Here is a 24,946-nt window from a genome sequence, read left to right on the forward strand (position 1 = left end):
AGGCGAGGTGTCGCTTAGCTCTCGTTGCGTTCCTGCTGGATTTCGTGACGGGTCTTCGGACCCTTCTTCGCATCTTCGCTCGGGTTGTCCTGCCCGGTGGCCGGCTCGCGGTTATCGGGATCGGTCGCGCGGGCCAGTTCGTCGCGCGTGCCCACACGGCGGTTGACCTCGCCGCCGCTGCGGCTGCCCTGCGAAGGCGTGTCGCCTTCCTGCATGGCGTCGATAAGGTCGTTGTCGGGGTGAAGCGATTGCCGCTTGGTCATGAACTTTCTCCTTTCCCTATCAATGGATGGGGGAGGGGAGATGTTCCGTAATCAAACCAGACCCAGCTTGCTCAATTCGCTGACCAGCTTGCCGGGTAACACATCACCTGTAACCTCGCCCTCGACAAGATCCTTCGGCGCATCCTCGTCAGCGAGATAGCGCCAGCCCTGATGCGCGCGCTTGGCCTTGGGATGGACCATGTGGAGCCGGTTTTCGAGCACGATGTCCCAATGCCCGTCGGGCCGCTCCTCGAAGCCGAGAATGGCCGCGCGGGCGACCATCGCATGGTCGTAAATCCAGAAGAGCGAGCCGCCCTGCATTTCCTCGTGCCGTTTGGGCAGATAGCGGGTGCGCAGGCGCCGCTCGGGGGATGAGCCGTCGAACCAGTCCTGCAACTCGCGCAGCGACGAGGCACGATAGGCGATTTTGGTCATGTGCAGCGGCATGGGGGGGAGATAGGCAATGGTTGGCGAGGATGCGAGAGGCTTGGTCCTTCGAGATGGGCATTCAGCCTCTGGCTTCACGCCCTCCTCAGTACGAACGGGTTTGCCAGGATAGTCCGTTCGTCCTGAGGAGCCGAAGCCGCAGGCAGAGGCGTCTCGAAGGACCAGCAGTCCCTCAGCCTGCCAGGCCCGCCGCCACGGCCAGCCCAAGGAAGGCGAAGAACCCCATCGAATCGGTGATCATCGTTACGAATACACTCGAGGCCACCGCCGGATCCTGATTAAGCCGTTCGAACATCACCGGCACCAGCACACCCGCCAGCCCCGCGGTGACGATGTTGATGATCACCGACGCGCAGATCACCGCGCCGAGTTGCGGCGTGAAGATCAGCGCGGTCGCGATCCCGATCAGCGCCGCCACGGTCGCACCGTTCAGTAACGCCACCCGCGTTTCGCGCCACAGGATACGCGCGGTGTTCGATTGGGTCAGCTGGTTGGTGGCAATGGCGCGCACGGTAACCGCCATCGTCTGCGTGCCCGCATTGCCGCCGATCGAGGCGACGATCGGCATCAGCACGGCCAGCGCCACCAGCCTCTCGATAGCAGCACCGAAAGCGGCGATGATAAGGCTGGCGATCAGCGCAGTGCCAAGGTTCGCGATCAGCCAGCGCACGCGCGCGGAATAGGCATCGCGGATCGGCTCGTTGATGTCGCCTTCGCCCGCACCGCTCATCAGAAGCGCGTCTTCGCCAGCCTCTTCCTGAATGATGTGGACCACGTCGTCGACCGTCATCTGGCCGACCAGTCGCCCGCCTTCATCCACCACCGCGGCGGAGATAAGCGCATACTTCTGGAACCTTAGCGCGACCTCTTCCTGGTCCATATCAACCGGGATCAGCGTCTGGTCGCGCTTCATCACATCGGTCAGCGGGATGTGGCGGGGGGTGCGCAAAATCCACGAGAGCTGGCAGGTGCCCAAAGGCCGCATCCGGTGATCGACCACGAACACTTCCCAGAACTCGGTCGGCAAGTCCTCGTTGTCGCGCATGTAGTCGATCAGGTCGCCAACCGTCAGGTGCTCGGGCACGGCGACCAGCTCGCGCTGCATCAGACGGCCTGCGGTCTCACCCTCGTAGGCCAGCGCGCTTTCGATAGCGGCGCGGCCTTCCGGGGCCATCTCGGCGAGAATGGCTTGCTGATCGGCGTCGTTGAGGTCTTCGATCAGCTGCACCGCATCGTCGGTGTCGAGCTGATCGGCGATATTGGCGACGGCGGCGGCGGTCAGTGCCTCGACCATGTCGTCGCGGACGTAGTCGTTGAGTTCGGCCACCACTTCGACCGTCATCAGGTCGGTAATGGCGCTGGCGAGCGCGCGGCGCTCTTCGGGCGCAAGCAGTTCGAGCAGGTCGGCGATGTCGGCCGGGTGCAGCGGCTCGACCAGTTCGTAGGCAGCGGATTCGTCCTCTGCCGCCAACGCGTCGCGAACATCGCGCACGAACTCGGGCTTCAGGCGGTTGTCCTCGTCGAACTGCTCGCCTTCTTCGCGCGCGGGCGCGGTGTCTTCGGGGTCGAGGAGTTCGGAATCGGCCATCGCGGCCGGTCTATTGCAGCGCAGCGCAAAAGCAAGCACGCCTTCGCGCTAATGCGGAGCGCTTGGGCAGACTCCGGGTGACATTGCGAGCAGCGACCCTATATCGGCGGCCAAGTTCCACGAGGAGATATCTGCATGTCCGAAGAAACGCTCACCTTCACGCTCGATTGCGGCGATGGCAAAGGCGGCGACGTCAAGATCAAGCTGCGCAGCGACCTTGCGCCCAACCACGTTGCCCGCATCACCGAGCTGGCCAAGGAAGGCTTCTACGATGGCGTGGTGTTCCACCGCGTGATCCCGAACTTCATGGCGCAGGGCGGCGATCCGACCGGCACCGGCATGTCGGGCTCCGACAAGCCCAACCTTGAGCAGGAATTCTCCGACGCTCCGCACAAGCGCGGCGTGTGCTCGATGGCGCGGACCAACGACCCGAATTCGGCCAACTCGCAGTTCTTTATCTGCAACGACGATGCCCGGTTCCTTGATCGCCAATACACTGTCTGGGGCGAAGTGATCGAAGGCATGGAGCATGTCGACGTGCTGCCTGTGGGCGAACCGCCGCGCGAGCCCGGAGTGATCGTGAAGGCGACCGTCGCCTGATCGGACCGCTACAAGCGGCATGACCAAAAAAGGGGCGCCTCGCGGGGCGCCCCTTTGTTTTTGTGCTGAGTGCCTTTCGCTCAGTCCGTTTCCGCATCAGGGGCAACATTGCGGCTCTCGATCAGCCACGTGTCGCCCTGCTTCACGACTTCGTCACGGCCCCAGCCTTGCGCCAGCATCTCAGGGCGCGGGCCGCCCGGCGAGCCGCGCGAAACCGTCTGCCAGTAGTAGTTTACCACCGCGCGGGTGGGGCTGACGAAGTCGATGGTCTGGTTGCTCATCACGTGGTGGAGTGGCGGCACGGCCTCGCCCTTGGCGGCGCGTTCGGCCCGTCCGGCCTCCATCGATGTCACCATCTCGTGTAGCGCCTCGCGGCCCGTGGTCTCGCCAAAGGCACCGTTCGGGGTGAACACCTCCACATAGGCGTCGGCATCCCAGGTATCGATCGCGCGGACATAGTTCCACATCAGCTCCTCGATCGCGCTGCGGTCAGCGAGCTGCTGCGCGGCGGCCTCGGGCGTGAGCGTGGCCGCTTGCGGGGGCGCGGTGGTGGGCAGGGTAGCCGGGTCCCAGTGCTCATCCGCCTTGCCGTCGACGAAACGCCAGGTGTCGAACCAGGTGGTGGTGTAGGTCTGCGAGGGATCGTCGGCATAGGGCACGATCCGGCGCGTGAGGATCGTCACATAGTCACCCTCGGCCTGCACCGCGACCACGCCGTTCGGATCTTCGGGCGAAAGAGCAGGGCACGGGTCGAGCGCCTGGCTCTTGGCCACTTCGGTGAAATAGTAAATTACATTATCCAGTCCCGATGCCGCGACCGGATTGTGCTGGATATAGGCATCGGTCAGCCATTCGCCCGCACGGCTCCACTCATTGCATTTGAGGAGGTTGCGCTGGATGTGCAGCGCGGCCTGCTTATTGCGGTGAAGCAGCGGATCGTCGCTGGTGAACAGGCTTTCGGGATCGGGGTGCGGCACCACCGGATCGGACAGCGCGCGCATTTGCGCCTGCGCGGCAAACGGCATGGCGGCAAGGCCCAGGGTTGCTGCCAGCAGCACGGTCTTCAGTTTCATGGTCTCTCCCCTTTTGAATGGTGAAGGCGATCCTGCCCGATTTCGTTACGTTTCGAAAGGGTGTTGCGACCGACTAAAGCCCGGCGCCGACGAGCCAGTCGTGAAACAGCCGGACCGGGCGCAGCGCCAGATCTGCCGGGCGGCATAGGAAACAGTAGGAATAGGGGCTGGGCACCTGAATGTCGTAAAGTTTGGCAAGCCGGGGATCGTTGTTCCGGGCAAGGTGATCGTCATGCATCACCGCGATGCCCAAGCCTTGTGCGGCGGCCTCAAGGATGAGCTGGCCCGAATCATAATGATCGACCGCCATCGGCTGCAGGTTCTCCATCCCGATGGCGGTCTTCCACGCATCGAAGCTGAGGTGCATGTCGGTGTGGACCAGGAAGGTCTGCTCGCTCAGCACTTTCTCGTCGGGGACAGGGCCGATCTGCTCCACCAGCTCGCGACTGGCAATGGCGTGGATCGTGTTCTGATCGAGCTTGACCGAATGGAACGACGGGTCCGGCTCGCTGACCAGGCCGATCACGGCGTCGAGCGTATCGCCCACGCGGCTGAGCTGGTTGGGGCTGGTGTCGATATCGAGGTGCAGGCGCGGGTGCAGGCGGCGCAGTTCGGGCAGACGCGGGAACAGCCGCTGGGTGCCGAACAGCGGCGTCACGCCCAGCCGCAGCCGCATAAGTTGCAGGTTTTCCGACTGCGCCTCCACCGCTGTTGCCAGCGCTTCGAGGTGAGGGGAGACTTTGTCGTAGAACTGGCGGCCCTCTTCGGTCAGCCGCATAGCCTGACCTTGGCGGCTGAACATCTTGCGCCCGGTGAAATCCTCCAGACTGGCGATGCGGCGTGAAAGCGCCGAGGGGCTCAGTCCAAGCTCGGTCGCCGCTGCACGTGCGGAGCCAAGCCGCACAGTCCGAACGAACGCCTCAAGGGCGCGCAATGGGGGAAGGCGACGCATAGGGCCTTTCTTAATCGCTCACTCTCTCCCAGGTCGACCCCATATCGCACCTGCAGCATTTTGCCTATAGTGTTGCGCAAAACTTGACAGTCGGAGTCTATTCGTCCGCGCTGTTCTCGGTTTCCGGACCCGGGGCGTGCAGTCGCAGGCGTGTTACATGGGTCTCGTCACCCTCTGTCACCTCTATGCGCCAGCCGGTGGGGTGTTCGAGTACGGTGCCCGGTTGCGGCACCTGTTCGGCCAGGATGAAGGCGAGGCCGCCAAGCGTATCCACAGATTCCTCGATTTCGGCGAGGCGCCGGTCGCCCACCAGTTCGGCCACGTCGTCCAGCTCGGCGCGGGCATCGCAATCCCACAGGCCGTCTTCCAGCCTCACCACCTGCTCGACCCGTTCGTCGTCGTGCTCGTCCTCGATCTCACCGATGATTTCCTCGACCAGGTCTTCGATGGTGATGATCCCATCGGTGCCCGAGAACTCGTCCAGCACGATGGCGAGATGGGTGCGCCGCGCGCGCATGTCGGCCAGCACGTCGAGCGCGCCGCGCGACTGCGGGACATAGAGCGGCTCGCGCATCATGCTTGTCCAGTCGGCAGGCGGGGGCGCGCCGCTGGCGAGATAGGAGAACACGTCCTTGATGTGCATCATGCCGATGACATCGTCGAGCTTCTCGCGGTAAACGGGCATCCGCGAGACGCCATGTTCGGCGAACTGCGCGACCATGTCGTTCCAGCTCGCTTCGGCGGGAACGGCGATGATCTCGGAGCGGGGGATGGCGACATCGTCGGCGTCGTGCTCGGAAAAGTGCAGCAGGTTCCTGAGCATGACCAGCTCGACCGCTGAAAGATCGCCTTTGCCGGCCACGTTCTCGCCACGGCCGTTCTCGTCCTCGTGATCGTCGATGGCCTCTTCGATCTGGGCCCTGAGGCTGGTGTCGGTGCCATTGTCGAACAGGGAGCGCAGCGCCCCCCACAGGCCGCCGCTGCTACTACTGTCCTCGTCTCCCGCAGGAGACTTTTCGCTTTGTCCGGGTTCGGGCATAGCCCTGTCGTTATGTCCCTGTGTCATTGATGATCGCCTGCATATGGGTCTGCAATGGCCAGTAGTGCAAGCGCCTTGACTTCAAGCGCCTCCATTTCCTCGGCATCGGCGTCGGATATTTCGTGATCGTGGCCTGCAAGATGGAGCAGGCCGTGGATAATCAGGTGCGCTGCGTGGTCTGCGAGCGCAATGCCCTTTTCCGCCGCCTCGCGCGCGCAGACGCCATGGGCGAGAGCCAGATCGCCCAGCATCTCGGGCGGGCCATCGGGGCTGAGATGGACGAGATCCTCGCGTTCGAGCATCGGGAACGATAGCACGTTGGTCGGCTTGTCGCGCTTGCGCCACTCCCGGTTGAGCTCGTGGACTTCCTCGTCCGAGGTGAAGATGAGGCTTGCGACAAGGCGCGGGTTGGCAAGTTCCGGCGCGACTTCGCAAGCCGCCTCGGCCGAGCGCTCGGCAAGCGCCTCCCATTGGCCCTCCGGCCAGCCTTCGGTGTCGATTTCGAGGTCCAAGTAATAAAACTCCGCTCGTCCTGAGCCTGTCGAAGGACTGCTATTTCGTCACGCCCGCCTAAGAGAAAGAACAACCCTTCGACAAACTTAGGATGAGCGTGGGTGGGGATTGGGCGGCAATCAGGCGTCAGGTCCCTCGTAGGCTTCGACAATCCGCCCCACAATCGGGTGTCTAACCACGTCGGCCGCGCCAAAGCGGATTACGCCAATCCCCTCGACACCTTCCAGCCGCTCGACTGCGTCGGCAAGGCCGCTCATGCGATCACCGCCGGGGATATCGACCTGGCGCGGGTCGCCACAGATCACCATCCGGCTGTTCTGGCCGAAGCGGGTGAGAAACATCTTCATCTGCTCGCGCGTGGTGTTCTGCGCCTCGTCGAGAATAACGAAGGCATCGGCCAGAGTGCGCCCGCGCATGAAGGCGATGGGCGCGATCTCGATTTCGCCGGAGGCGATCCTTCGCTCGACCTGTTCGGGAGGCATGCAGTCGAACAGTGCATCATACAGCGGGCGCAGATAGGGATCGACCTTGTCCTTCATGTCGCCGGGCAGGAAGCCGAGTTTCTCGCCCGCCTCAACAGCGGGGCGGCTCAGGATTAGCCGTTGCACAGAGCCCGTGATAAGTTGCGAAACCGCCTGCGCCACGGCGAGATAGGTCTTGCCGGTGCCTGCCGGGCCGAGCGCGAAGATGATGTCGCGGCTGGCGAGCTGGCGCATATAGTCGCCCTGCATCGCGCTGCGCGGGGTGATCGTCTTCTTGCGCGTGCGGATCATGATCGGCGGGGCCTTGGCATCGCCGGTGATAATGCCTTCGAGCGTGGGCTCGTTGCTCATCGCGATCAGCGCTTCGATGGCACCTGCGTCCATCTCTTCGCCTTGTAAAAGTTTCTCATGCATTTTCAAAAGGACGTCACGGGCTCTTGCCACTTCGTCTTCGGCCCCTTCGATCACCACACGGTCGCCTCTGGCGGCGATGAACACGCCCAGCCGGTTCTCGATATGAACGAGGTTGGCATCGAACTCGCCGAACAACATGCCGAGCGCGGCCTGTTCGTCGAAAATCACCTCGATGCGGGCGCGGCGCGACGCGTCGCGGCGGTCTTCGGGGTGGGCGATCGCGGCAGCGCGTCCGGCACTGGTGCCACGGTGAGCTTTGCGGGCCATCGAGTCCTTTCTTCTCTGGTTCTTATGAGAATAGGCAGAGTCCGGGCGCAGACAAGCGCGCCGCCTGTGGAAGGCGGTGGAAAGTCATGGAAATGCCTTGAGTGGTGCAGGTCAGCCGAAGGTTCTGTCCATCCGAGGCCGGTCGTGGTCCAGCAGCCAATCCCGGAAAAGATCGTAGCTGGATTGCAGGGTCGCCCGGGAGGTAGCCACCACATCCATACCCCGATCATCATAGGGAAAGACGATGATCTCGCGTTGCCAATCTATCAGGTAAGGCGACGCGGGGAGTGGGCTAACAAGCATTGAACAGTCGCCGCCAAGGGCTGAAAGTAGGCACGCGCTGACCGAGGGTGGTGGAGAGAGCGCAATCAGGCTCCTCTGAAACTCGCCGTCTATGCGAATCTCGCCCAGCACGCGTATCTGATCTGAACCGCAACCATAGATTCGGAGCAGATCTGGTTCGAATCCGTCAAGACTATTGGCAATGTCATCGCCATAGCTGGCAAATACCACCTACCACTCATCGTCAGCGGTCGGGAGATTGTCCAGAATTGTACGAGCGCGGCTGCACGCCTGCAAGATGCGTGTCGGCCAGTCGCCACCCTGCGCAAGTTCGAAACGGAGGGAATAGTCGAAATTGTTGAACAGCGCCTCTGGCAGGCAATTGCCAAAGGTGGCTTCCAGGCGGGCAAGAAAATCGCTCAAGCAGGGACTTTCGTCACCAATTGCCCCGCCAGTGAATTCGGCCCAGCCTGCACCAGCTCGACCTCGACCAGATCGCCCATCGCGCAGTCGCCTTCGAAGAAGACCGATTGCAGCCACGGCGACTTGCCGAGCCATTGGCCGGGGTGCTTGCCCTTGCGCTCGATCAGCACTGTGCAGGTCTTGCCGACGGAGGCCTCGTTGAAGGCAAGCTGGTGCCGATTAAGCGCAGCCTGCAAACGCTGGAGCCGCTCGTCCATCACTTGCGGGGCAATCTGGCCGTCCATGCTCGCGGCGGGGGTGCCGGGGCGGGGCGAATACTTGAAGCTGAAGGCAGCGGCGTATTTGACCTCGTCGACCAGTGCGAGCGTCTCTTCGAACTCGGCCTCGGTCTCGCCGGGGAAGCCGACGATGAAGTCGCCCGAGAGCGCAATATCGGGCCGCACCGCGCGGAACCGGTCGAGCAGCTTGAGATAGCTTTCCGCCGTGTGACTGCGGTTCATCGCTTTCAGCACCCGGTCCGAGCCGGACTGCACTGGCAGATGCAGGTAAGGCATGAGCTTTTCGACCTCGCCATGGGCGGCGATCAGGCCCTCGGTCATGTCGTTGGGGTGGCTGGTGGTGTAGCGAATGCGGTGCAGGTCGGGCAGCGCGGCCAGCGCGCGGATCAGCCCGTCGAGCCCGATGGCGCGGCCCTTGTCGTTCTCACCGCTCCACGCATTGACGTTCTGGCCGAGCAGCGTAAGCTCGCGCGCGCCCGCTTCGACCAGCTTCTCTGCCTCGCGCAGCAAGTCGCTGTACGGGCGGGAAATTTCCGCGCCGCGCGTATAGGGCACCACGCAATAGGTGCAGAACTTGTCGCAGCCTTCCTGCACCGTGAGGAAGGCCGTGGCGGCCACCTTGCGACGGGCGGGAAGGGCCGCGAACTTGGCGTCCTCGGGCATGTCGGTGTCGGTGCCGCGACGGCCCGCAGCGGCATCCTTCACCATATCGCCCAGCCGGTGATAGGCCTGCGGGCCGACTACCATGCCGACCGCCGGAGCGCGCGCCATGATCTCCTCGCCCTCGGCCTGCGCGACGCAGCCCGCGACCGCGATCATTGGTTTCTTGCCCGCCTCTTCGCCGGATTTCACGAGACGACCGATGTCCGAATAGACCTTCTCGGTGGCCTTCTCGCGGATGTGGCAGGTGTTGAGCACGACGAGGTCGGCGTCCTCGCCTTCGGGCGCGGGCGTGATGCCCTGCGCTTCGAGCAGTTCGCCCATGCGCTCGCCATCGTAGACGTTCATCTGGCAGCCGAAGCTTTTGACCCGGTAGGTCTTTGGTGTGGTGGTCGGTTTCATGAGAAGGCGGCCGATACAGGAAAAACGCTGGCGGTGAAAGTCAGGTCGGCGGGTCGTCGGGCGTCTCTTTTTTCTTGTAGCGTACCGGCGCCACATCGTGGGCAAAGTGGCGCGGTGGCTTGCCGAGCGCGCGGGCCAGCTCGGCCTCGATCATTTCGCGCGCCTTGGCCGCGATCAGCTTTCGTCCGCCCTTGCCATGGTCTTCGGGCGCGAAGGGTTCAAGGAAGTGCAGTTCCACCCGGAACGAGCCGGGGCGCGACAACAGGCGCAAGGCATTGTTCAGGCCCGATTCGTCCCCGATCCAGCCGATCTCTTCGCCCACCGCGGCGTAGTCTATAAAGACCGGCTGCACGAAGACCCCCGGCGGCGGCGGTTCGAGCATCTTGAGCATCGAGGTCTTGAACGGGAGGAGCGACTGGCCGTCGGTAGTGGTGCCCTCGGGAAAGATAGTCACCGACCAGTTGTCCATCAGCGCCTCGCGCACGGCGTTGATCTGGTCGGCCACATCCATCCGCGCCTCGCGCTGGACATAGACGGTGCGGTTCAGCCCCGCGAGCCAGCCCACCACCGGGGTCTTGTGTAACTCGGCCTTGGCGACAAAGGCAGTGCCGCTCGCGCCCGCCAGCGCGAGAATGTCGATCCACGAGACATGGTTGGCCAAGAACACCACGTCGCGCCGCAGCGCCGTGCCGCGCCGCTTCACCCGCGCGCCGCAAATTCGCGCCGCGAGATAGAGGAACAGCTTGGGAAAGGGCGAGCCATAGGCGGTGATCCGCCACAGATAATGCAACGGCACGCAGACCAGCAATGCCAGCAACAGCGCAAGCGCCCGCAGCCCGATGCGCGCCCAGCCTAGCGGCGAAATATGCGGCCTCGCGCCGGCGGCGATGGCGGCGCGATCGGGCTTCATGCGCGCGCCGTCGCTCAGGTCTTCTCGTCGCGGTCGATCCGCACGCCGTAAAGCTCCATGCGGTGATCGACGAGGCGATAGCCCAGCTTCTCGGCGATCTGCTTCTGCAGCGCTTCCAGCTCGGGATCGACGAATTCGACGACCTTGCCCGTCTCGACGTCGATCAGGTGATCGTGATGCGCCTCGGGCACGGGTTCATAGCGTGAGCGGCCATCGCCGAAGTCGTGCCGGTCGAGGATGCCCGCCTCTTCGAACAGGCGCACGGTGCGATAGACCGTGGCGATCGAAATCTTGGGATCGATGGCAGAGGCGCGCGCGTGCAGCGCCTCGACGTCGGGATGGTCCGAGCTTTCCGACAGCACCTTCGCGATAACGCGGCGCTGGTCGGTGATGCGAAGGCCGCGCTCGGCGCAGAGGGCTTCGAGATCGATGGTCTGGGGCACGAGGGCGACCTCTTTCAGTCAGGCAGAAATGCACACGCCCCGGACCATAGGGGGCCGGGGCGCGGTGCTCAAGTATGTGCCGGATTTTCTTCCAGCGACAGTCAAACGCGGCTCACGTTGTCGCTTTGCGACGGCCCCGGCGCTGGCCAGGCTTGCGACCAAGTCCGATCTTCTTGGCCAGTTCGCGGCGCGTCTCGGCGTAGTTCGGAGCAACCATCGGATAGTCCGCGGGCAGGTTCCAACGTTCGCGATACTCTTCCGGGGTCATGTTGTAGGCGGTTTTCAGGTGCCGCTTGAGCATCTTCATCTTCTTGCCGTCTTCCAGGCAGATCAGATAGTCGGGCTTGATCGAAGCGCGGATTGAAACGGCCGGTTCGGGCTTCGCTTCTTCGACAGTTTCATGACCAAGCTTGGCAAGTGCGCCATAGACGCTTTCGATCAGAACCGGAACATCGCTCACTTCGACCGAATTGTTGGCGACATGCGCCGTAACGATATCGGCGGCAAGTGTAATGAGCATTTCGCGGTTTTCGTTAGTATTTGTATCCATATATTCCTCAAATCTGCGACCGATGCTGTGCCTAATTATTTTACATTTCGGCAAAGGCAAGGGCTATGTCGCAACAAAAAGGAAATGGCAAGAGCGGCGGAATGTTCCCGCCCGTTTTAGAAAACGTTTACTTTAATGCCGAGCGTTATAGGCGTTTGGCGAAAGTTACCGCGTCGATCGGACCATCGGCGGCACCGCGATAATAGCCAGGACGACGTCCGATCTGTTCGAAACCGAACTCGCGATAAAGAAATTCGGCGGGATTGCCGTCACGCATTTCGAGAAACAGGTACGCCGATCCGCGCGCGCGCGCGTCAAGCATCGCCTGTACGAGTAAACGACGACCGACGCCTCTGCGGCGATGCTGCGGCGATACTGCGAGCAACAGCAGTTCTTCTTCATCCGCCGCGTGCCTTAACAAGGCAAAGCCGGCAGCATCGCCCGGTTCGCGCAAGGGACTGGCGGGCTCGGCCCCGACGACCACGCAATGGGTGTTTGGCAGCATCAGCGCATCGCCAACCTGCCGACGGTTCCACGCCTCGCCATAGGCCGGGTCGAAGGCCTGTTCCATCACGTGCATGATGGCGTCGAGCGATTCGTCTATCATGCTCTGGCCTGGGGCAAGCGAGCATCGGGCGCGCGACCATAAACTGGAGCGAGCTTCGGGGTGAGCTGAATTTCCGCAAGCAGACGTGCACAACGCGCATCAGGCAGGAGGTCGAGCGCACTGCGGCCATCGCCGAGTTGGTCGGCCAGAGCGCCCGCACGGTTGCCAGCGAGAGTAGCATGGCGGCAGGCGAGCGCAGCCTCTGCTGGCGAGAGGGAGCGCACATTGTCCTCAGCCTCGCCACCACCGGCGAAGTTCTGCAAGAACCACTCGCCATGGCCGCCATTCATGCACACGGTGACGGCCTTACCACGATGCTTCGCGCGCGCCATTGCTGCGATCAGCGTAAGCGTCGGATAGCCGAGCACCTCGGCACCCCAGGCCAGGCCCAGCGCGCGCGCGGCGGCAAGGCCGATGCGCACACCGGTAAAGCTGCCGGGACCAAGCGATACGACGATGCGCTGGGCTCGGCCCTTGTCGGGAAGCTGCGCGATCATTGGCACGAGACGCTCGGCATGCCCACGCCCGATCGCCTCGAAGCGGCCATCGACCAGTTCGCCATCATCAAACAGGGCGACCGAACAGGCCTCGGTCGCGCATTCTATAGCCAGAGTAGTCACCCGCTCTTCTTACGGATTACAGCAGGCGATTGAAGTCCTCGAATGAAGGGCGGGGCGCTCTAGGGAACACTTTTTCAGGATCGCCATAGCCTACCGAGCAGATGAAGTTGCTCTTCCAGGCGGGTTCGTCGGCAAAGAAGTCGGCATCGACGGCCTCGTTGTCGAACCCCGACATCGGCCCGCAGTCGAGACCCAGCGCGCGGGCGGCCATGATGAAATAGCCGCCCTGCAAAGTGCCGTTGCGGAAGGCTGAGGTCTTGCGCGCTGCGCGCTTTTCCTCGCCCGCGAAGGCAGCTTTTGGGTTGTCCATATGCGGGGCGAAGCGCGGCAGGTGCTCGTGAAATTCTTCGTCCATGGCGATGATCGCGCAGACCGGGGCCTGCTTGATCTTCTCGACGTTGCCTTCAAAAGCATGGCCGGCGAGCCTCGCCTTGGCTTCGTCCGATTTGCACCACACGATCCGGGCCGGGAGCTGGTTCATCGAGGTCGGCCCCATCTTCATGAGGTCCCAGATCGCAGCCAGCTGGCTGTCGGTCACCTCGCGGCCATCGAACCATTGATAGGTGCGCGCCTCGCGGAATAGCTGATCCAGCGCGGCATCAGGCAGCGGCTCGTGCATCAGGCGGCCCTCACTTCGGTCACTTCGGGCACGTAGTGCTTGAGCAGCCCCTCGATCCCGTGCTTGAGCGTGGCGGTCGAGCTGGGGCAGCCCGAGCAGGCACCCTGCATCTGGAGGTAGACGACCCCGCTGCGGAAGCCGCGATAGCGAATATCGCCGCCGTCGCCCGCCACGGCCGGGCGCACGCGGGTCTCGATCAGTTCCTTGATTTGCGCGACCACCTCTTCGGTGCCTTCATCGTCGCCCAGCATCTCGGCCTCGTCCTCGGCGGGTACGGAAAATCCGCTGGCATCGCCGCCGGTGAACAACGGGGCCTGGCTCACGAAGTGGTCGAGCAGCACGGCCACGACCTGCGGCTTCAGCGCCGACCAGTCGGCACCCGGAGCTGCGGTGACGGATACGAAGTCCGAGCCGAAGAACACGCCTGTCACATCGCCCGAATCGAACAGCGCAGCGGCCAGCGGCGAGGCTTCGGCATCTTCGGGGCTGGCGAAGTCGCGCGTTCCAGAGGGCATCACCGCGCGTCCGGGCAGGAACTTGAGCGTGGCGGGGTTGGGCGTGGTTTCGGTCTCGATGAACATGGGGCTGGATGTAGGAGCAGGGCAGGGCGACGACAAGGGATGGTACCGGGCTTGCTGCGGGGCGCCATGCGTGCGTTCACTGTCCCTTCATCGGATTGTCGTTTAGGACCCCGGCATGAGCTTACTTTCGCGCAGTGTCCGCGCTCTCGCCCCGTTCGCCTTACTTGCTCCGCTGCTCGCTCCGACGGCGGCGCAAGCTCAGGTTGCGGCCACCTGCACGATCCAGGCGATCCCCGGCGAGGACGCGCCCAAGTATGCGCGGCCCGACGATCCGTGGATTTTCCGCAGTACCGACATACCCGTCGACGACGAATGGCTGATGGGCGAACTGCCGAACGGCGTGCGCTATGCCGTGCGCGAAAACGGCGTGCCGCCCTGCCAGGCGAGCTTCCGCGTCGCCATCGATGCCGGTTCGCTGAACGAAGAGGACAGCGAACGCGGCTTTGCCCACCTGCTCGAACACATGACCTTCCGCCAGTCGCGCGACTTCGGGCCGGGCGAGGCTATCCCCTACTTCCAGCGTCTCGGCGCAAGCCTCGGGGCCGATACCAATGCCTCGACCGGCCCGACGCAGACGGTCTACAAGCTCGACCTGCCCAATGCCGACCGCGCCAAGCTTTCGGACAGCGTGCGGCTGTTTGCCGGCATGATCGAGGCACCCACGCTCAGCAGCGAGAATCTCGTCGCCGACTTGCCCATCGTGCTCGCCGAAATGCGCGATGGCGCGGGCGCAAACCGCCGCATCGGCGAGGCTACGCAGAACACGTTCTTTGCCGGACAGCGCCTGTCTCAGCGCAACCCGATCGGAACTCTCGAAACTTTGCAGGGCGCAACGCAGGAAAGTGTGCGCGCGTTTCATCAGCGCTGGTATCGCCCAGAAAACGCGGTGGTGGTGCTGGTGGCCGATGCCGATCCGCAAGTGCTCGCCGCGCTGATCGAGCGTGAGTTCAGCGACTGGAAGGTGCCCGGCAAGCCCGCACCAGCGCCCGACTTCGGCGATCCGGTCGCACCCGCCAATGCCCTGCCAGGGGCCGACGGCGTGCCGGTGGGTGAAGCTGCGGTGATCGTCGAGCCTGGGCAGGCCCGCGCGGTCAACTATGCGATCATGCGGCCCTGGGTGCAGGTGACCGACAACATCGAATACAATCGCGGCGTGCTGCTCAAGCAACTGGCGGCGGGCATCGTCAACCGGCGGCTGGAGAACCGCGCGCGGGCGGGCGGACACTTCCTCTATGCACAGGTCTCGCGGCAGAAGGTCGCGCGCTCGGTCGATGGCACCTATGTCTCGCTGGCCCCGCTCGATGAGGACTGGAAGGCCGCGCTCGCCGACGTGCGCAGCGTGATCGCTGACGCGCTGGCCGAACCGCCGAGCCAGGCGGAGATCGACCGCGTGGTCGCCGATTTCGACATTTCGTTCGTCAACGGCGTCGAGCAGGCGCGCATTCAGGCGGGCAGCCAGCTGGCCGATACGCTGGTGGGCGCGGTGGAGATTCGCGAGGCGGTCGCTTCGCCGCAGACCTTCCTTGATGTGTTCCGCTCGATGAAGGACCGCTTCACGCCCGACCGGTTGCTTGAGGCCACGCGCGGCCTGTTCGAAGGCGACGTGGTGCGCGCGGTCATGCTCACCCCGCAGGCGGGGGAGGCCACCGCCGAGCAGCTGCGCGAGGCGCTCGCCGCGCCGGTTGAGGCAAGCAGCGTGGCGCGCGACGACGGTTCGACCATCGACTTTGCCGACCTGCCCGCCATCGGCGAACCGGCCCCGCCGGTGCAGCGCGCCGAGCTTGGCGTGTTCGACACCGAGGCGCTGGCTTTTGAAAACGGCGTACGCGCAATGTTGTTCTCGCGCGACAACGAGCCGGGCCGGGTGACCGTGCGCGTGCGGTTTGGCGCGGGCTGGCGCGGCTTCAATGAGGATGAGGCGGCCTATGCCCAGCTTGGCCAGATGGCGCTGATCAATTCGGGCATCGGCCCGCTCGGCCAGAACGATCTCGACAAGCTGGCTTCGGGCCGCAAGCTCGGCTTCCAGTTCCGGATCGAGGATGGCACCTTCGTGTTCGAGGGGGCGACGCGGCAGGAAGACCTTGCCGACCAGCTCTATCTTTTCGCCGCCAAGCTCGCCATGCCGAGCTGGGACGAGGCGCCGCTGGCGCGCGCCAAGGCCAGCATGCGGCTCGCCTACGACAGCTATGCTGCCGATCCCTCGGGCGTGCTTAACCGCGATCTCGACTGGCTGCTGCGCAACCTCGACCCGCGCTTTGCCACGGCCGACGCGGACGAAATCGCGGCAGTGACGCCCGAGCAGTTCCGCGCCGTGTGGGAGCGCCTGCTCGCCCAAGGCCCGGTCGAGGTCGACGTGTTCGGCGATATCGACCGCGAGGCGACCGTCGCCGCGCTATCACGCACCTTCGGCGCCTTGGCACCGCGTCCGGCGCTGCCGGCCGAGGTAGCCAGCCGTCCGGTCAGCTTCCCCGAAGCCAATGCCGAGCCGCTGGTGCTCACCCACGACGGCGACGCCGATCAGGCGGCGGCGGTGATCGCATGGCCCACCGGCGGTGGCTCTGCGGGCCTGCCCGAGAGCCGCAAGCTCGACCTGCTCGGTCGGATCTACTCGATCCGCCTGCTCGACAACCTGCGCGAGCGGATGGGCGCGGCCTATTCGCCGATCGTCAACTCGACCTGGCCCAAGGACATGGACACCGGCGGCATGATCTTCGCGCTGGTGCAGATCGAGCCCTCGCAGGTCCCGGGCTTCTTCGAGGAGGCGCAGGCCATCGCCCGCGATCTTGCCACCAACGGCCCGACCGCCGACGAACTGGAGCGCGTGGTCGAGCCGGTGAAGCAATATATCAGCCGCGCGCAGACCGGGCACACCTTCTGGCTCAACCAGCTTGAAGGGGCGACCTTCGATCCGCAGCGGCTGTTGGCACTTAACACGCTGTGGAGCGACTATGCCGAGGCGACGCCCGAGGAAATTCAGGCGCTGGCGGAGCGGTATCTGGTCACCCATGGCGGGTTTAAGGTGACGGTCATGCCTGCCACCAGCGCCGCGCCTGCGGGCCGCTGAGGGCAGGCACGAACGAGCGGGCCGCTTACAGTCATCGTATATTTGCGGCGTCAGCGGCCCGTCGTATCGCATGTAACCTTTGCCACCGGGCTCTTGCGGGCCTATGGCAGAGGCTTCCTCGCACAATTTGTTTGAATTGTTAGCGCATGCCGGGCGCGAGGACGGCATTGGCAGGAAAGACACGTGGCACACAACTGGACCCCCGAGAGCTGGCGCGGTGACCGCTTCACAGCGAAGCATATCCCGCATTACGAGGATCAGGCGGCGCTGGCCGCTGCCGAGCAGACTCTGGCCGGATATCCCCCGCTCGTCTTTGCGGGCGAAGCGCGCGCGCTGAAGGCCGAGCTGGGCAAGGCGGCGGCGGGCGAAGCCTTCCTGCTGCAAGGCGGCGACTGTGCCGAGAGCTTTGCCGAATTCAGCCCGAACAACATTCGCGACACCTTCCGCGTGATCCTGCAGATGGCGGCGGTGCTGACCTTCGCCAGCAAGATGCCGGTGGTGAAGGTGGGCCGCATGGCCGGGCAGTTCGCCAAGCCGCGCAGCGCGCCGACCGAAACGCAGGGCGATGTGACCGCACCGAGCTACTTCGGCGACATCATCAACGGGATCGACTTCGGCGTGGAAAGCCGCGCCAACGATCCCGAGCGCATGATCCGCGCCTACAGCCAGTCGGCGGCGACGCTGAACCTGCTGCGCGCCTTCGCGGGCGGCGGCTATGCCAACCTGCGTCAGGTGCACCGCTGGACGCTCGACTTCATGGGCCGCAGCCCCTGGGCCGACCAGTACCAGTCGATTGCCGACCGCATCGGCGAAGCGCTCGACTTCATGGAAGCTTGCGGCATCGACACCGAGAACGAGCCCGCGCTCAAGGCGGCGAGCTTCTACACCAGCCACGAGGCACTGTTGCTCCCTTACGAGCAGGCGCTGACCCGGCAGGATTCGCTGACCGGCGAGTGGTTCGACTGTTCGGCGCACATGCTGTGGATCGGCGACCGCACCCGCTTCATCGATTCGGCGCATGTCGAATTCCTGCGCGGCGTGAACAATCCCATCGGCGTGAAGTGCGGGCCGAGCCTTGAGCCCGATGCGCTGCTGGCCATGCTCGACACGTTGAACCCAGGCCGTGAAGCCGGGCGCATCACGCTGATCAGCCGCTTCGGCCACGAGAAGGTGGAAGCAGGACTTCCCCCGCTGGTCCGCGCCGTCGCGCGCGAGGGCCATCCGGTGGTGTGGAGCTGCGACCCGATGCACGGCAATGTCGTGAAGTCCGATTCGGGCTACAAGACGCGTCCGTTCGAGCGCATCCTCTCCGAGGTGAAGGGCTTCTTTGCCGTCCACCGCGCTGAGGGCACGCACGCTGGCGGCATTCACGTCGAGATGACCGGGCAGGACGTCACCGAATGCACCGGCGGCGCCGTGGCGATCACCGACGAGGGCCTGGCTGATCGTTATCACACACACTGCGACCCGCGCCTCAACGCCGCGCAGTCGCTGGAGCTGGCCTTTACCTTGGCCGAAATGCTCAACCTCGAGCTGACCGAGCGCCAGCGCGACGCGGCCTGACATAGAGCCGTAAACATAGACACTTAGAAGGGCTGGCGAGGAAACTCGCCGGCCCTTTTTTGTTAACTTTTGCGGAACAAATGCGGCACTGGTGGTTTTCTCCCGGTGGAAACTTTCGGCCAGCCGGGCCGTGGGGGCCATCACAGCGACACCACGAGGAGAGGGTCTTGGCCGCAGCCACCCCCCGTCCCCTTTTTGCACCCGACAGCACGCTGGCAGAGCGTTATCGCGCCACCCGCGCGCTCACCGAAGCTGTGCTTGCCCCGCTGAGCGAGGCCGATGCCACGATCCAGTCGATGCCCGATGCCTCGCCCGCCAAGTGGCATGCTGCCCATGTCACATGGTTTTGGGAGACCTTCCTCCTGCGCGACCATCTGGCCGGTTATGAACTGTTCGACGCGTCCTGGCCGTTCCTGTTCAACTCCTATTACGAGGCCGAGGGCGAGCGTCTGCTGCGCAAGCGGCGCGGAATGCTGTCGCGCCCCACGCTGGCGCAGATCTGCGAATGGCGCGCCGATGTCGATGCGACGATGGAGGACCTGCTCGACCGGCCCGAATATGCGGACCTTATCGAGCTGGGTCTCGCGCACGAGCAGCAGCACATCGAACTGTTGCTGACCGACATCAAGCACGCGCTGTTCTCCAATCCGCTTGGACCGGCCATGTGGGGCCTTCGAGATGGAGGCAGCTCCGTTCGTTCTCTGGAAGAATCGAACCCGCAGGCTGAGAGCCCGTCTCGAAGGACCGATGACTGGCTCACCCATCCCGGCGGCATTGCCCGTGTCGGGCATCAGGAGGAGGGCTTCGCTTTCGACAACGAAGGGCCGGATCACCGAGTGATGCTCGAACCGTTCGCGCTGTCGCGGCGGTTGGTAACCAATGGCGAATGGCAGGCCTTTATCGACGATGGCGGTTACCGCACCGCCTCGCTGTGGCTGTCGGACGGCTGGGCCTGGGTGCAGCGCAAGGGCATTGCCGCGCCGCTTTACTGGCGCGATGATGAGCATTTCACACATAGCGGCTGGCAGCAGCGCAATCCCGACGCACCCGTTGCCCATATCTCTTATTATGAGGCCGACGCTTTTGCGAGCTGGGCAGGCGCGCGTCTGCCGACCGAGTTCGAATGGGAAGCTATCGCGCGCGGGCAGGACACCAGCGGCGGCAATCGCGGCACCTTTTCCGCCAGCGCGGGCAACCAGCTCGATGAGGCGGCGCCCCCGCTGCCGCAGGGGACAGGAGAGCTGTTCGGCGATGTCTGGCAGTTCACCCGTTCGGGCTATCTGCCCTATCCGCGCTTCCAGCCTGCCGAGGGCGCAGTGGGGGAGTACAACGGCAAATTCATGGCCGGCCAATGGGTGCTCAAGGGCGCGAGCTGCGCCACCGTGCGCGGCCACTCGCGCGCATCCTACCGCAATTTCTTCTACCCGCAGCAACGCTGGCAATTCACCGGCCTGCGCCTTGCCAAGGACGAATGGGCAAAGGACCAATAATGGCTACGCAGACCGATATAAGACTGGTCGATCTCGACGATCATGGCATCGACCGCGCTTTCCGTGCAGATGTGCTCGAAGGCTTGGGCTCCTCTCGCAAGGCGATACCGGCGCGCTGGTTCTATGATGACGAAGGCTCGCGCCTGTTCGAGGACATCACCCGCCTGCCCGAATACTATCCCACCCGCGCCGAGACCGAAATCCTGCGCGAGCGCGCGACCGACTTCGCAGGCCTGATCGGGCCGGGGCGCGCGGTGGTCGAGTTCGGTTCGGGTTCCTCGGTCAAGACTCCTCTGCTGCTCGATGCGATCGATCCGGGCGCCTATGTGCCCATCGACATTGCCGGGGATTTCCTGCGCGAATCCTCGGCGGCGCTGGCAGCGAAGTTTCCCGGACTGCCCGTCCACCCGGTGGAGGCCGATTTCACCTCCACGGTGAACCTCCCGCCTGACTTGCAGGGCATGGCCAAGCTTGGCTTCTTCCCCGGCTCGACCATCGGCAACATGGTCCCGCGCGCTGCGGTGGACCTGCTGCGCACGATGCGCCGGACGCTGGGCGGCGATGCGCTGCTGCTGATCGGTGTCGACCTTATCAAGGATATCGACGTGCTGACTGCGGCCTATGATGATGCCGCCGGTGTTACTGCCGCCTTCAACCGTAACCTGCTCAAACGCATCAATCGCGAGTTGGACGGTGACATTACCATCGCCGCTTTCGCCCACCGGGCGCGCTGGAACGATACCTATGCCCGGATCGAGATGCACCTCGAAGCGCGTGCCGAGATTGCGTTCACAGTCGCTGGCCGTTCGTTCACCATGCGGGCGGGCGAGACGATCCATACCGAGAACAGCCACAAGTTCGATCTGCGCAGCGCCAACACCCTCCTGCTGGCCGGACACTGGACCCCGGTGGAACGCTGGACCGACAGCGAGGATCGCTTTTCGTTGATCCTTGCCCGAGCCAGCGTGCCGCGCAAGGCGCCGTGATTGCGCAGACAAATCGCCCGACAGTCGTAATTCATTAAGTCGGCGCTATATCTGTATCCTATGGACTGGTCCGCCCTCTCCGAGCAGATCGCGCTGTCGGTGCGCGAGTTGCCTCGCTCCGGCCTGCTGATGGCGGCCGTGGGTGCGATGGTGCTGGGGATTGCCGGGTCGCTGGTGAGGCGGGGGCTGCCTGCCTTTGCACGTCTTTTGCGCACGATCAGCACGCTGACGCTGATGGGTGTGCTGGTGCTTGTCGTAGTGCAACTCTCGCGGCTCGATCCACGCTTCTCGATGGCAGTGCCGGAGATCGGTCTGCCCGAGCAGGTGGTGGAAGGTAATGAGACCCGGGTTCCGCTGGCACCGGACGGGCATTATTGGCTGCGCGCGCAGATCAACGGACACGAAGCGTCCTTTCTCGTCGATACAGGGGCAACGCTCACCGCAATCTCACAGGATACCGCTGAGCGGGCGGGACTCTCACCGCGCGATGGTGCCTTGCCGATCCGAATGCAGACCGCCAATGGCGCGGTTGCGGCGCATATTACCTCGATCGCCGAATTGCGCTTCGGTAATGTCGCGGCGCGCGGTCTCGATGCGATCATTGCGCCGGGGCTGGGCGAGACCAACGTGATCGGGATGAACCTGCTTTCGCGTCTGGCCTCGGTGCGAATTGAAGAGGGAGAACTGGTGTTGGTGCCCAACAATCCGCAGGTTCCGGTGGAATAGCGCGTTGACGTAGCGCTGTGTGCCGGTAACTCTCCCGAGAGAGAAAAGGGAGAGATCATGGCCAGCATAGCAGAGGGCGCTCGATTCGATGTCGCGGCCTTTATCGACAACCGTTCGGTCGGCGCGCGTGAAGTACTCGTCCTTGCCATCGTTTCCGCCCTGCTGCTGCTGGACGGGTTCGACATGTATTTTCTCGGCAAGATCCTGCCGCGTATCGCGGAGGGGCTGGGCGGAACCTCGGTCGACATGGCGCCGGTGGTCACCTTCCAGCAAATCGGCATGTTTGTTGGCGCGCTGATCATGCCGCCGCTGGCCGACCGGATCGGGCGCAAGCCGGTGCTGTTGCTGTGCCTGCTGGGCTTTGGTGGCCTTTCGCTAGGGGCTGCCTATTCCAACGGCTTTACCATGCTGACCTGGCTGCGTGGCATTTCCGGGGTGTTCTTTTCCGCTATGTTGCCAGTGGGCCTCGCGCTTCTGTCCGAGACTACGCCGAAACATCGGCGGGCGCTGTTCCTTTCGATTGCCCTGGTATGCTTCTCGGGTGGGAACATCATGAGCGGCGTGATGACGGCCTGGTGGCTCGACGAGCTCGGTTGGGAAGGCTTCTTCATCCTGGGCGGGGTATTGCCTCTGGCGGCAATGGCGCTGTTGCTGCTTGTGCCGGAAAGCCTCTCGTATCGGGTTAACCGCAATCCGACCGATCCTCGCATTGCGGCAATGATCCGGCGGATGGATTCGCAGGCCGAGGTGCCCGAGGGCGCGTATTTCTACATCGGCACGCAGAAGGAAGTGTCGCCACTGGGCCCGCTGGCCATGTTCGGCAAACGCTATTTGCCGCAGACGGTGCTGCTGTTCGCGATGTGCTTCTTCTCGATGGGCAATATCGCGCTTCTGGCGAACTATCTGCCGACCTTGCTCTATGAATACAAGGGTTTGGCGCTCGAGACCTTCGCCTTCTACATGATCATCGGCTACATCGGCGGTGCCTGCGGTACGCTGGTGATGGGCTGGCTGATGGACCGGGTGAATCCGTTCGTTCTGATCGCCAGCTACTTTATTGTCGACGCGGTGATGATCTTCAGCATCGGCCGCCTGGCGCCCGAGGTAGCGATTGTTTTTGTCACTGCGCTGGTGGTGTGGACCTTCTGCCAGACCGGCGGACAGACCGGGATCAACAACCTGGCGACGCTGGCCTATCCGCCGGAGATGCGATCTTCGGGGATCGGCTGGGCCGGGGCGATGGGGCGTGTCGGCGGGATCGTCTTCCCGTTCCTGGGCGGTCTGGCGCTGGCCGAGGCGCTGCCGCTGGATACGATCATGACGATCACCGCCGTGCCGGCGCTGATGATCGCGCTGCTGGTCTTCATCCTTGGGCGCGCCAACGGAGGCCAGATCGACGCGCGGGCGCGGGCCGCCTGACGGGCGACTAAAGCACCTGCACCAGCTCGATCTGGTGCCCTTGCGGCGAGGCCAGCATCGCGACCATCACCCCGCCAACATCGGTGGGTGGCATCAGCGTGCTGGCCCCTTCGTTGAGCGCATGGGCGTAGCTGGCTTCGATATCGGGGCAGACCAGCCCGAGTGGACCATGGCCGGGCCCGACGCTCACGTCGCCTGCGGGCTTGCTCTGGACCAGCATCAGCTGTGGTGCGCCGTCTTCGTCGGGGATGGCCATGATGTCCTCGGCGAATTCGGGCAGGTCGTAGCCGCCCACGCGTTCGAAGCCGAAAGCGCGCTGCCAGAAGGCGCGCGCCTCGGCGAGATCGGCGACATTGAGCTTGAAGAAGGCGAGGCGGGCTGTTGGTGTGGCCATGGTCGTTTGCTCCTGTGATCGGGCCGCAGGATTGCAAAGGCACAACGCCTTGGCAAACGCCGCGTACCTGACGATCACAGCGTTTCGAGAAAGGCCACGATTGCCTGGCGCTCTTCCGATGATAGCTCGCGCGCCTTGAGCAAGGGGTCTGCTGGCTGTGGCGGCGTGGCCTCAGTGGTGGTGCTCTGCCTGGTCCGATCCCGCCCGCCACCGTGGGCATAGAGATTGACCAGCCCGCGCAGGCTGGGGAAAAGCCCGTTGTGCATATAGGGGCCGGTGCGGCTCAGGCCGCGCAGCTCCTCGTCCGACAGCACCTCGATGCCGCGGCTAAACACGCGGTCGGACTTGCTTGTTGGCAGCACGATAGCACACTGGAACGTGGCGAGCGCGATCGCCACATCGTCCATCGTGATCCGGTCCTTGCCATAGGTGCTGGCGAAGGCCACGCGGTAAGCGGGGATGGCGTTGAGCCGTTCCTCGATCACGCTTGCCTCGGCGGCCATCTCGACCGGGTTGGCGATGGGCATATGCGCCTGTTCCTCCAGCGATCCGGCGCGGCCATCCCAGAACAGCTCTTCCATATAGGCGGCGGTGAACGGACTCGGCGCGTTGCGGTTGCCGGTCTGGCGGTCGTGTCCGAACGAGACCGGCAAGCCATCACCCCAGCCAAGCCACCGGTTGTGGCAGCTTTCGCAGGCGATCTGGCCTGAGGCCGAGAGGCGTGGATCCTTGAACAGCCGCTCGGCAAGAGCGACCCGTTCGGCGGCGATCCCCTGGGGCCGCGCCGGACGTTCGAGCGGGCCGAACTCTGTGAACTGAGCGGCCTCTTCCAGCTCTGGTGCTGGCCAGGTTGCGGGAGGGCCAGCGTAGGCCTCGCGCAGCCAGCCGTTGTTGTTTGTCTCGTCGTCGCCTGCACCCACAGCGCCGAGAAACACAGCGGCGGCTGCGAGCAGGATGGTGGGGGGCGGCTTTCATGGCGACGCCTCAGTAGCTGAACTTCAGACCGAACCAGACCTGACGGCCATATTGCCAGGGGTAGGTGGTGCTGACGTGCTCCTTCGATGCAATACGGTTGAGCACGTTAGTCACACGCATATCGGCAGTGACCGTGCCATAGCTGGTACGCACCAGATCAAGCTCGGCATTGAGGTTCAGGTCGAAGTTGTCGCGATAGCTTACGTCGGCGAACAGATCGTAGCTCTTGCCGTCGATGGTATCGCTGGTCGTCGTGTCCTCGATGCGCGTGAAGCCGTTGCGATAGCGGAGATTGACGTTGGTCCGCATCCGCCCT

The 24,946-nt window shown here is 64.0% G+C and carries 28 protein-coding genes; 7 read left to right on the forward strand and 21 right to left on the reverse strand.

Translation table 11 applies throughout. The annotated features are described in order from the left end of the window. Positions 1 to 14: 14 nt before the first annotated feature. The 3 genes from ABDJ38_RS01345 to mgtE all read right to left on the reverse strand — a co-directional run bounded on the left by ABDJ38_RS01345 (position 15) and on the right by mgtE (position 2,298). On the reverse strand, positions 15 to 263 hold the full coding sequence (locus tag ABDJ38_RS01345; RefSeq protein ID WP_346783278.1) for a hypothetical protein: 249 nt from the start codon (positions 261 to 263) through the stop codon (positions 15 to 17). A 51-nt stretch (positions 264 to 314) separates the two neighbouring features. After that, positions 315 to 710, reverse strand: coding sequence for a DUF1489 family protein (locus ABDJ38_RS01350; RefSeq protein ID WP_346783279.1), 396 nt, complete (start codon positions 708 to 710; stop codon positions 315 to 317). 172 nt (positions 711 to 882) lie between these two features. Then, entirely contained in the window at positions 883 to 2,298 is a 1,416-nt protein-coding gene (gene mgtE, locus ABDJ38_RS01355; protein WP_346783280.1) for a magnesium transporter, read from the reverse strand. A 135-nt stretch (positions 2,299 to 2,433) separates the two neighbouring features. Here mgtE and ABDJ38_RS01360 point away from each other — a divergent pair, with 135 nt between their 5' ends. After that, positions 2,434 to 2,898: a peptidylprolyl isomerase gene (locus ABDJ38_RS01360; RefSeq protein ID WP_346783281.1), complete on the forward strand. Its 465-nt coding sequence runs from the start codon at positions 2,434 to 2,436 to the stop codon at positions 2,896 to 2,898. Positions 2,899 to 2,978: 80 nt separating this feature from the next. On the opposite strand, the gene ABDJ38_RS01365 is transcribed toward ABDJ38_RS01360, so the two are convergent. The 15 genes from ABDJ38_RS01365 to ABDJ38_RS01435 form a co-directional block, all read right to left on the reverse strand. After that, complete coding sequence (locus ABDJ38_RS01365; RefSeq protein ID WP_346783282.1) at positions 2,979 to 3,971, reverse strand: nuclear transport factor 2 family protein; 993 nt, start codon at positions 3,969 to 3,971, stop codon at positions 2,979 to 2,981. Positions 3,972 to 4,044: 73 nt separating this feature from the next. Continuing rightward, a complete protein-coding gene (locus ABDJ38_RS01370) occupies positions 4,045 to 4,923 on the reverse strand; it encodes a LysR substrate-binding domain-containing protein (RefSeq protein ID WP_346783283.1) in 879 nt (292 codons plus the stop codon). 97 nt (positions 4,924 to 5,020) lie between these two features. Beyond that, the gene (locus ABDJ38_RS01375; protein WP_346783904.1) at positions 5,021 to 5,962 is read right to left on the reverse strand and encodes a CBS domain-containing protein; all 942 of its coding nucleotides are present in this window, start codon (positions 5,960 to 5,962) and stop codon (positions 5,021 to 5,023) included. A gap of 23 nt (positions 5,963 to 5,985) precedes the next feature. Continuing rightward, entirely contained in the window at positions 5,986 to 6,474 is a 489-nt protein-coding gene (gene ybeY, locus ABDJ38_RS01380) for an rRNA maturation RNase YbeY (RefSeq protein WP_346783284.1), read from the reverse strand. Positions 6,475 to 6,594: 120 nt separating this feature from the next. Continuing rightward, the gene (locus ABDJ38_RS01385) at positions 6,595 to 7,638 is read right to left on the reverse strand and encodes a PhoH family protein (protein WP_346783285.1); all 1,044 of its coding nucleotides are present in this window, start codon (positions 7,636 to 7,638) and stop codon (positions 6,595 to 6,597) included. 111 nt (positions 7,639 to 7,749) lie between these two features. Then, positions 7,750 to 8,151 (reverse strand): DUF3885 domain-containing protein, encoded by a 402-nt coding sequence (locus ABDJ38_RS01390; RefSeq protein ID WP_346783286.1) that lies wholly within the window; start codon positions 8,149 to 8,151, stop codon positions 7,750 to 7,752. Further along, positions 8,152 to 8,343: a DUF3885 domain-containing protein gene (locus ABDJ38_RS01395; RefSeq protein ID WP_346783287.1), complete on the reverse strand. Its 192-nt coding sequence runs from the start codon at positions 8,341 to 8,343 to the stop codon at positions 8,152 to 8,154. Continuing rightward, positions 8,340 to 9,698 carry a tRNA (N6-isopentenyl adenosine(37)-C2)-methylthiotransferase MiaB gene (gene miaB / locus ABDJ38_RS01400; RefSeq protein WP_346783905.1) on the reverse strand — a complete coding sequence of 453 codons (1,359 nt, stop codon included), beginning with the start codon at positions 9,696 to 9,698 and terminating at the stop codon, positions 8,340 to 8,342. Before miaB ends, ABDJ38_RS01395 begins: the two co-directional genes overlap by 4 nt. A gap of 25 nt (positions 9,699 to 9,723) precedes the next feature. Continuing rightward, positions 9,724 to 10,593 (reverse strand): lysophospholipid acyltransferase family protein, encoded by an 870-nt coding sequence (locus ABDJ38_RS01405; RefSeq protein ID WP_346783288.1) that lies wholly within the window; start codon positions 10,591 to 10,593, stop codon positions 9,724 to 9,726. A 14-nt stretch (positions 10,594 to 10,607) separates the two neighbouring features. Continuing rightward, on the reverse strand, positions 10,608 to 11,036 hold the full coding sequence (locus ABDJ38_RS01410; RefSeq protein ID WP_346783289.1) for a Fur family transcriptional regulator: 429 nt from the start codon (positions 11,034 to 11,036) through the stop codon (positions 10,608 to 10,610). A gap of 112 nt (positions 11,037 to 11,148) precedes the next feature. Next, entirely contained in the window at positions 11,149 to 11,586 is a 438-nt protein-coding gene (locus ABDJ38_RS01415; RefSeq protein WP_346783290.1) for a Ros/MucR family transcriptional regulator, read from the reverse strand. Between the two features lie 145 nt (positions 11,587 to 11,731). Next, positions 11,732 to 12,193: a GNAT family N-acetyltransferase gene (locus ABDJ38_RS01420; RefSeq protein WP_346783291.1), complete on the reverse strand. Its 462-nt coding sequence runs from the start codon at positions 12,191 to 12,193 to the stop codon at positions 11,732 to 11,734. Then, positions 12,190 to 12,813, reverse strand: a complete 624-nt coding sequence (gene tsaB / locus ABDJ38_RS01425) for a tRNA (adenosine(37)-N6)-threonylcarbamoyltransferase complex dimerization subunit type 1 TsaB (protein WP_346783292.1) — start codon at positions 12,811 to 12,813, stop codon at positions 12,190 to 12,192. The genes ABDJ38_RS01420 and tsaB overlap by 4 nt, the downstream gene beginning before the upstream one ends. Before the next feature lie 16 nt (positions 12,814 to 12,829). Further along, positions 12,830 to 13,432, reverse strand: a complete 603-nt coding sequence (locus ABDJ38_RS01430) for a malonic semialdehyde reductase (protein WP_346783293.1) — start codon at positions 13,430 to 13,432, stop codon at positions 12,830 to 12,832. Further along, the gene (locus ABDJ38_RS01435; protein WP_346783295.1) at positions 13,432 to 14,013 is read right to left on the reverse strand and encodes a NifU family protein; all 582 of its coding nucleotides are present in this window, start codon (positions 14,011 to 14,013) and stop codon (positions 13,432 to 13,434) included. Before ABDJ38_RS01435 ends, ABDJ38_RS01430 begins: the two co-directional genes overlap by 1 nt. Positions 14,014 to 14,128: 115 nt before the next feature. Between ABDJ38_RS01435 and ABDJ38_RS01440 the strand changes: the two genes are divergently transcribed. The 6 genes from ABDJ38_RS01440 to ABDJ38_RS01465 all read left to right on the forward strand — a co-directional run bounded on the left by ABDJ38_RS01440 (position 14,129) and on the right by ABDJ38_RS01465 (position 23,261). Next, positions 14,129 to 17,077, forward strand: a complete 2,949-nt coding sequence (locus ABDJ38_RS01440; protein WP_346783296.1) for a M16 family metallopeptidase — start codon at positions 14,129 to 14,131, stop codon at positions 17,075 to 17,077. 183 nt (positions 17,078 to 17,260) lie between these two features. Then, on the forward strand, positions 17,261 to 18,640 hold the full coding sequence (locus ABDJ38_RS01445; protein WP_346783297.1) for a class II 3-deoxy-7-phosphoheptulonate synthase: 1,380 nt from the start codon (positions 17,261 to 17,263) through the stop codon (positions 18,638 to 18,640). A gap of 167 nt (positions 18,641 to 18,807) precedes the next feature. Continuing rightward, positions 18,808 to 20,130, forward strand: a complete 1,323-nt coding sequence (egtB, locus tag ABDJ38_RS01450; protein WP_346783298.1) for an ergothioneine biosynthesis protein EgtB — start codon at positions 18,808 to 18,810, stop codon at positions 20,128 to 20,130. Next, positions 20,130 to 21,116, forward strand: a complete 987-nt coding sequence (gene egtD / locus ABDJ38_RS01455; RefSeq protein WP_346783299.1) for an L-histidine N(alpha)-methyltransferase — start codon at positions 20,130 to 20,132, stop codon at positions 21,114 to 21,116. The genes egtB and egtD overlap by 1 nt, the downstream gene beginning before the upstream one ends. Before the next feature lie 60 nt (positions 21,117 to 21,176). Next, on the forward strand, positions 21,177 to 21,842 hold the full coding sequence (locus ABDJ38_RS01460; RefSeq protein ID WP_346783300.1) for a retropepsin-like aspartic protease family protein: 666 nt from the start codon (positions 21,177 to 21,179) through the stop codon (positions 21,840 to 21,842). A gap of 57 nt (positions 21,843 to 21,899) precedes the next feature. After that, on the forward strand, positions 21,900 to 23,261 hold the full coding sequence (locus tag ABDJ38_RS01465) for an MFS transporter (protein WP_346783301.1): 1,362 nt from the start codon (positions 21,900 to 21,902) through the stop codon (positions 23,259 to 23,261). A gap of 7 nt (positions 23,262 to 23,268) precedes the next feature. Here the strand turns inward: ABDJ38_RS01465 and ABDJ38_RS01470 are convergent, their stop codons facing one another. The 3 genes from ABDJ38_RS01470 to ABDJ38_RS01480 form a co-directional block, all read right to left on the reverse strand. After that, positions 23,269 to 23,655: a VOC family protein gene (locus tag ABDJ38_RS01470; RefSeq protein WP_346783302.1), complete on the reverse strand. Its 387-nt coding sequence runs from the start codon at positions 23,653 to 23,655 to the stop codon at positions 23,269 to 23,271. A gap of 74 nt (positions 23,656 to 23,729) precedes the next feature. Continuing rightward, positions 23,730 to 24,590 (reverse strand): cytochrome-c peroxidase, encoded by an 861-nt coding sequence (locus tag ABDJ38_RS01475; RefSeq protein ID WP_346783303.1) that lies wholly within the window; start codon positions 24,588 to 24,590, stop codon positions 23,730 to 23,732. Between the two features lie 49 nt (positions 24,591 to 24,639). Next, complete coding sequence (locus tag ABDJ38_RS01480; RefSeq protein ID WP_346783304.1) at positions 24,640 to 24,939, reverse strand: hypothetical protein; 300 nt, start codon at positions 24,937 to 24,939, stop codon at positions 24,640 to 24,642. Between the last annotated feature and the right edge of the window lie 7 nt (positions 24,940 to 24,946).

This window comes from Aurantiacibacter flavus, from assembly GCF_039710615.1.
Classification (GTDB): domain Bacteria; phylum Pseudomonadota; class Alphaproteobacteria; order Sphingomonadales; family Sphingomonadaceae; genus Alteraurantiacibacter; species Alteraurantiacibacter flavus.

What these genes read in the sequence shown, in the direction of transcription:
- ABDJ38_RS01345 (WP_346783278.1), bottom strand. Translation starts at nt 263, where the DNA reads ATGACCAAGCGGCAATCGCTTCACCCCGACAACGACCTTATCGACGCC.
- ABDJ38_RS01350 (WP_346783279.1), bottom strand. Translation starts at nt 710, where the DNA reads ATGCCGCTGCACATGACCAAAATCGCCTATCGTGCCTCGTCGCTGCGC.
- mgtE (WP_346783280.1), bottom strand. Translation starts at nt 2,298, where the DNA reads ATGGCCGATTCCGAACTCCTCGACCCCGAAGACACCGCGCCCGCGCGC.
- ABDJ38_RS01360 (WP_346783281.1), top strand. Translation starts at nt 2,434, where the DNA reads ATGTCCGAAGAAACGCTCACCTTCACGCTCGATTGCGGCGATGGCAAA.
- ABDJ38_RS01365 (WP_346783282.1), bottom strand. Translation starts at nt 3,971, where the DNA reads ATGAAACTGAAGACCGTGCTGCTGGCAGCAACCCTGGGCCTTGCCGCC.
- ABDJ38_RS01370 (WP_346783283.1), bottom strand. Translation starts at nt 4,923, where the DNA reads ATGCGTCGCCTTCCCCCATTGCGCGCCCTTGAGGCGTTCGTTCGGACT.
- ABDJ38_RS01375 (WP_346783904.1), bottom strand. Translation starts at nt 5,962, where the DNA reads ATGCCCGAACCCGGACAAAGCGAAAAGTCTCCTGCGGGAGACGAGGAC.
- ABDJ38_RS01385 (WP_346783285.1), bottom strand. Translation starts at nt 7,638, where the DNA reads ATGGCCCGCAAAGCTCACCGTGGCACCAGTGCCGGACGCGCTGCCGCG.
- ABDJ38_RS01405 (WP_346783288.1), bottom strand. Translation starts at nt 10,593, where the DNA reads ATGAAGCCCGATCGCGCCGCCATCGCCGCCGGCGCGAGGCCGCATATT.
- ABDJ38_RS01415 (WP_346783290.1), bottom strand. Translation starts at nt 11,586, where the DNA reads ATGGATACAAATACTAACGAAAACCGCGAAATGCTCATTACACTTGCC.
- ABDJ38_RS01420 (WP_346783291.1), bottom strand. Translation starts at nt 12,193, where the DNA reads ATGATAGACGAATCGCTCGACGCCATCATGCACGTGATGGAACAGGCC.
- ABDJ38_RS01430 (WP_346783293.1), bottom strand. Translation starts at nt 13,432, where the DNA reads ATGCACGAGCCGCTGCCTGATGCCGCGCTGGATCAGCTATTCCGCGAG.
- ABDJ38_RS01435 (WP_346783295.1), bottom strand. Translation starts at nt 14,013, where the DNA reads ATGTTCATCGAGACCGAAACCACGCCCAACCCCGCCACGCTCAAGTTC.
- ABDJ38_RS01440 (WP_346783296.1), top strand. Translation starts at nt 14,129, where the DNA reads ATGAGCTTACTTTCGCGCAGTGTCCGCGCTCTCGCCCCGTTCGCCTTA.
- egtD (WP_346783299.1), top strand. Translation starts at nt 20,130, where the DNA reads ATGGCTACGCAGACCGATATAAGACTGGTCGATCTCGACGATCATGGC.
- ABDJ38_RS01460 (WP_346783300.1), top strand. Translation starts at nt 21,177, where the DNA reads ATGGACTGGTCCGCCCTCTCCGAGCAGATCGCGCTGTCGGTGCGCGAG.
- ABDJ38_RS01465 (WP_346783301.1), top strand. Translation starts at nt 21,900, where the DNA reads ATGGCCAGCATAGCAGAGGGCGCTCGATTCGATGTCGCGGCCTTTATC.
- ABDJ38_RS01470 (WP_346783302.1), bottom strand. Translation starts at nt 23,655, where the DNA reads ATGGCCACACCAACAGCCCGCCTCGCCTTCTTCAAGCTCAATGTCGCC.
- ABDJ38_RS01480 (WP_346783304.1), bottom strand. Translation starts at nt 24,939, where the DNA reads ATGCGGACCAACGTCAATCTCCGCTATCGCAACGGCTTCACGCGCATC.